Raw genomic sequence first — 5,679 nt, forward strand, 5'->3', positions numbered from 1 at the left:
CCCACTTTTCCCACCACACGGAAACCAGCCAGGCCGCGAAATTGAAGCCGCGCCCGGCCAGCTGCAGGCTCAGGCGATCCTCAAAGGACAGGCGAGGCTGCGAGGCGGACAGGCTGAGGGCGAGCAGACCGATGAGAATCCTATCCAGCCCCTGGCGCAGATCGATGCGGATGTTGCGGGAAGGTTTCACCTTCATCGTGACGCTGGATCAGGCAGGCGGGAGGGTTGACGGCAGCCCCGCCCTCCATCCTCTTGCTGAAAATCCGCCACAAAGGACATGAAGGGCACACAAAGGGCATCTCAGGTCCTCTCTCCTCACGGGCCCTTCGTGGTTTTCAGATCTCAGATGATCAGGGGCTCCTGCCATGTTCCCCACACCGCCTTCAGGGCCCGGGTGATCTCGCCCAGGGTGGCGTAGGCTTTCACCGCGTCCAGAATGTAGGGCATGAGGTTTGCGTTCTCCTGGCGGGCCGCCTCCTGGAGGGCGGCCAGGGTCTGCCCCACCCGCTCGTTGTCGCGCTCCATCCGGAGCTTCTGCAGGCGCGCCCGCTGCCGGCGCTCCCCCTCGGGATCCATCTGGAGGATGGGCGGCTTCACCTCCTCTTCTTCCACAAACTCGTTCACCCCCACAATGATCCGGCGCTTCTCATCGATCTCCTTCTGGTAACGATAGGCGGCATCGGCGATCTCCCGCTGGAAGAAGCCGGCCTCGATGGCTGGGATCACCCCGCCCAGCTCTTCGATCTTGCGGAAATATTCGTAGGCCTGCCGTTCGATGCGGTTGGTCAGGTGTTCCACATAGTAGCTGCCCCCGAGGGGATCGACGGTGTTGGTCACGCCGCTCTCATAGGCGATGACCTGCTGAGTGCGCAAGGCAAGCTTGGCGGCGAACTCGCTGGGGAGGGCGATGGCCTCGTCCAGCGCGTTGGTGTGAAGCGATTGGGTGCCGCCGAGGACCGCGGCCAGAGCCTGGAGGGCCACCCGGATCACGTTCACGTAGGGCTGCTGGGCGGTGAGGGTGCAGCCGGCCGTCTGGGTGTGGAAGCGCAGCCACCATGAGCGCGGGTTCTTCGCCCCGAAGGTCTCCTTCATCTCCCGGGCCCAGATTCGGCGGGCGGCCCGGAACTTGGCGATCTCCTCGAAGAAGTCATTGTGACAGTTGAAGAAGAACGAAAGGCGTGGCGCGAAGGCGTCGATGTCCAGCCCCCGCTTTAAGCACCAGCGGACGTATTCGAACCCGTCGGCCAGGGTGAAGGCCAGCTCCTGCGCCGCGGTGGCTCCCGCCTCCCGGATGTGGTAGCCGCTGATGCTGATCGGGTTCCACTTCGGCACATATTTCGAGCCGAATTCGATCATATCCACGACTAAGCGCATGGAGGGCTCGGGTGGGAAGATCCATTCTTTCTGGGCGATGTATTCTTTCAAGATATCCGTCTGGGTGGTCCCGCCGATCCGATCCCAGGGGATGCCCCGCTTCTCCGCCACGGCCAGATACATCGCCCAGATCATGGCCGCGGGCCCGTTGATGGTCATCGAGGTCGTGATCTGGTCCAGGGGAAGGCCGTCCAGGAGGATCTCCATATCGAGCAGCGAGGAGACCGCCACGCCGCACTTGCCGAACTCCCCCTCTGCCATCGGATCATCGGTATCGTAGCCGTAGAGGGTGGGGAGGTCGAAAGCGATGGAGAGGCCGGTCTGGCCGTGTTCAAGCAGGTATTTAAACCGGGCGTTGGTCTCCTCGGCGGTGCCGTATCCTGCGAAGAGGCGCATGGTCCAGAGGCGGCCCCGATACATCGTGGCGTGGATACCCCGGGTGAACGGGTATTCACCGGGGAACCCGAGATCCCGTAGGTAATCGAAGTCCGGGAGATCGAGGGGAGTGTAAAGGGGGTTCACGGGCTCGCCGGAGACGGTGGTGAAGGCTTCCTGGCGCTCCGGCATACGGGCCAGCCATTGCGGAAGGGTGGTCTCCTCCCAGCGATCCCGTGCCGCGGCCAGCTCTTGAAGCTTCTCCCGATCGAACATGGCGCCCTCCTGCCGGAATCGTTTCGAAGGTTTGCCGAAAAGCTTGCGTGGGCCTGCTCCTCAAGGGGTTTCTTTTCAGCCTCCAGCTTCCCCTCATTATAAACAGAGCCTGCGGCGACCAACAAACGATCGGTTGAGATGGATGGGGGATTCCGGTGGGCCGCGCGGGATCCTCTCATTGCTCACGTCTTATCCCTCCTCTTCCCATCCTCGCCACTGAGCGACCTCCTCGATGGGCCGACGGGGCGTCTGGCGCGGTGGAGCATCCGGAGCCGGGTAGCCCAGATAGATGAAGCCCATAAAGTGGGCATCTGTTGGGACCCCGAGCCACTCCAGCAGAAGGGGATGGTAAGCCGTGTCGCCGGTGCGCCAGTAGGCCCCCAGGCCCATGCCGTGGGCAGCGAGGAGGAGGTTCTGGATCGCTGCGGCGGTGGCCACGATGTTCTCATGGGTTTCGATGGGATCCCGGCCTTTCAAACAGGTCACGGCGATGATCACCGGAGCCCGGCGCGGCTTCGCTCGCTCCCGGTTCAGTTCCTCCTCGGTGGCGTCGGGCTTGACCGCCCGGAGGATCTGGGCGAAGACCTCGCCGAGCTCATCCAGGGCGGGGCCAGCGATCACCACGAAGCGCCAGGGCTCCGTCAGGCGGTGATTGGGCGCCCGCACGGCGGCCCGGAGCAGCGTCTCGATCTCCTCCCGCTTTGGCCGCTCGGGCCGCACCTTGCCGACCATATGACGGGTCATGATTGCTTTTAGGACATCCACCCCAGGATTCTCCGTGCGGATCAGTGGATCTCCCTTAGGACCAGTTCTCCAGCGTCGCTTTCACCTTGCTCATGAAGGCGTCCGCCTGGGCGCCGTCGATGATGCGGTGGTCGAAGGTGAGAGTGAGGTAGACCATCGGGCGGATGGCCAGCACATCCCCCTGGGGGGTCTCCAGGACGACCGGTCGCTTATGGACGCGGCCCACGCCCATGATGGCGCACTGAGGCTGATGGATGATGGGGGTTGCGAAAAGGCTGCCCGAGATCCCATGGTTGGTGATGGTGAAGGTCCCTCCCTGGATTTCCTCCGGTTTGAGCCGCCGCTGGCGGGCCCGCTCCACCAGATCCTGAACCGCGCGGGCCAGCCCGATCAGGCTGTAAGCGTCCGCGTTGCGGAGGACCGGGACGACCAGCCCCTCATCGCCCAGGGAGACGGCGAGGCCAATGTGATAGACCTTGTAGACCCGAATCCCTTCGTCAGTCCAGGTGCTGTTGACGATGGGATAGGCCTTTAGGGCGGCGATGGCGGCCATGATGAAATACGGCGTCAGCGTCAGCCGCGCGCCTTCCCGCTCGAAGGCCGCGCGATGGACCTCATAGTGGGCCATCACCCGGCTCATATCCACCTCGAAGACGGTGGTCACATGGGGCGAAGTGTGCTTGGAGCGGACCATATGCTCGGCGATGGCCCGGCGCATGGAGGTGAGGGGGATCACCTCGAAGGGCATCTCCAGGGCCGGGGCGGCGGGTAGGGGGGGCGGAGGCGTTGGGGTGGGCGCAGGCGGCGCGGCCAGCGCAGGGGCCGCCTGCAGCACTTCCTCTGTCGGTCGGAACAGCTCCCCGGTCCCCGGCTGTTCCCACGGCGGGAGTTCCGCTTCCTGGACAGCGGGGGCGCCGACCGGCTGCAGCCGCATCCGCTCGATGTAGGCCATCAGGTCCTTCTTCGTCACCCGCCCACCCTCCCCGGTGCCGGGGACCCTGGAGAGGTCAATGCCGTATTCGGCGGCGATCTTCGCCACCACCGGGGAGATCCGCGGCCCGCCCTCCCGACGAGCGGCTGGAGTCGGTTCCGGGGCGGATGGAGGCGAGGGGGGCGCTGGGGCTGGAGCGGGGGCTGGGACGGCCGGGATCTCCTCCAGGGGTTCGATCTCGCCGCCGTGGCCGATCCGATAGGGGCGTTCCGGCACCGGCTCCCCGGGCTTCCCCAGCATCGCGATCAGGGTTCCCGCCTTCAGGGTTATCCCTTCCGGGAAATAGATCCTGAGCAACGTCCCCTCATCGGGGGCGGTCACCTCCGTGGTCACCTTATCGGTCTCCACCTCCAGGAGGGGTTCGAACCGCTGGACCCGTTCTCCCTCCCGCTTCAGCCAGCGGACGATCTTCCCCTCGACCACGCTTTCGCCGAGCTGTGGCATCACCACCGGTGTGGGCATCCCTGCGCCTCCTCGGGTCGAACATCAGGTTCGGCGGATTTCAGCGCACGCGGAGCGGGAGCCCGCTCCGATCCGCGAAGGGCCTTAATACCTCGCCAGCCGCCGGATGGCCTCAGCGATCTTCTGGGGGCTGGGCATGAAGAAGTCCTGCATCGGGGGGCTGAAGGGCACACCCGGCACGTCGGGCCCTCCCAGCCGCATCACCGGGCCGTCCAGGTATTCGAAGCCCTCTTCCGCCAGGATGGCCGCCACCTCCGCCCCATAGCCCAGGGTGAGGTTGTCCTCGTAGACAATTAGAGCCTTCCCGGTCTTCTTAATCGAGCTCAGGATCGTCGCCTTGTCTACTGGGGCCAGGGTGCGCAGATCCACGACCTCCACATCGATCCCCTCCTTCGCCACCATCTCCGCCGCCTGGAGCGCGTAATAGTGCATCATCCCATAGGCGAAGACGGTCAGATCGCTCCCCTCCCGGGTGACCTTCGCTGGGCCGATGGGGACGATGTAATCGCCGTCAGGGACTTCCCCTTTGATGAGGCGGTAGCCTTTTTTGGGCTCGAAGAACAACACGGGGTTCGGATCGCGAATGGCGGCCTTGAGCAGGCCCTTGGCGTCATATGGGTTAGAGGGGATCACCACCTTGAGGCCTGGGACATGGGCAAAGAAGGCCTCGACGCTCTGGCTGTGGTAGAGGCCGCCGCTGATCCCGCCGCCATAAGGGGAGCGGATGACCATGGGCACGTTGTAGACGCCTCCCGATCGGTAGAAGAACCGGGCGGCCTCGTTCACGATCTGATTGAAGGCGGGATGGATAAAGTCGGCGAACTGGATCTCGCAGATCGGCCGGAAGCCGTTGAGGGCCGCCCCGATCCCGATGGCCACAATCGAGAGCTCCGCCAGGGGGGAGTCGATCACCCGCCACTCCCCGTATTTCTGCCAGAGGCCCATGGTGGCCCGGAACACGCCACCCCGGGGCCCCACATCCTCCCCCACCACAAAGACCCGCGGATCGCGGGCCATCTCCTCATCGATCGCCTCGCGGATCGCCTCGATCAGCGTCTTCTCCGGCATACATCATCCTCCCAAACGTTTGTTAGATCAATATCCTTTCATAAACCGGGCGTGTTTCACGGATGGCGGATTGAGTTCAGCTGCGTGGGCCACCGGGGTCAGCCCTATCTGCCCCATAGAACCTCCAGGCGCGAGGGGCACATGCAGCGGTCCGCTCGGTTTCGGGGAAAGAGGATGCGACCGCCCGTCCTGCGCGCCCAGGTTCGGTCGTTCCCAGAGGGCGACGCTCAGCTTCATAGGATGCGGGCCGCTGGAAGCGATCCGTTCCTCATTCCCCCCACCAGCCAGAGCGATCCTCGGTCGCAAAGACTGGAGCGAGCGCCTCTTCGGGAGCCGGGTAGGGAGCTTCCTCCGCCAACCGCTGAGCTTCGTCCACCTCCGCCCGCACC

The 5,679-nt window shown here is 64.7% G+C and carries 5 protein-coding genes; all 5 read right to left on the reverse strand.

The window, feature by feature from the left end:
• The coding region (locus NZM16_RS07540; RefSeq protein ID WP_295479685.1) for a hypothetical protein at window positions 1–196 on the reverse strand (196 nt) is incomplete at its 3' end.
• Between the two features lie 146 nt (window positions 197–342).
• Complete coding sequence (locus NZM16_RS07545) at window positions 343–2,025, reverse strand: methylmalonyl-CoA mutase family protein (RefSeq protein ID WP_295479687.1); 1,683 nt, start codon at window positions 2,023–2,025, stop codon at window positions 343–345.
• A gap of 189 nt (window positions 2,026–2,214) precedes the next feature.
• On the reverse strand, window positions 2,215–2,790 hold the full coding sequence (locus NZM16_RS07550; RefSeq protein ID WP_295479689.1) for a nitroreductase: 576 nt from the start codon (window positions 2,788–2,790) through the stop codon (window positions 2,215–2,217).
• Between the two features lie 34 nt (window positions 2,791–2,824).
• Window positions 2,825–4,222 (reverse strand): dihydrolipoamide acetyltransferase family protein, encoded by a 1,398-nt coding sequence (locus NZM16_RS07555; protein ID WP_295479691.1) that lies wholly within the window; start codon window positions 4,220–4,222, stop codon window positions 2,825–2,827.
• A gap of 84 nt (window positions 4,223–4,306) precedes the next feature.
• Entirely contained in the window at window positions 4,307–5,290 is a 984-nt protein-coding gene (locus NZM16_RS07560) for an alpha-ketoacid dehydrogenase subunit beta (protein WP_295479693.1), read from the reverse strand.
• Window positions 5,291–5,679 lie beyond the last annotated feature (389 nt).

Source organism: Thermoflexus sp., from assembly GCF_025055495.1.
GTDB lineage: Bacteria > Chloroflexota > Anaerolineae > Thermoflexales > Thermoflexaceae > Thermoflexus.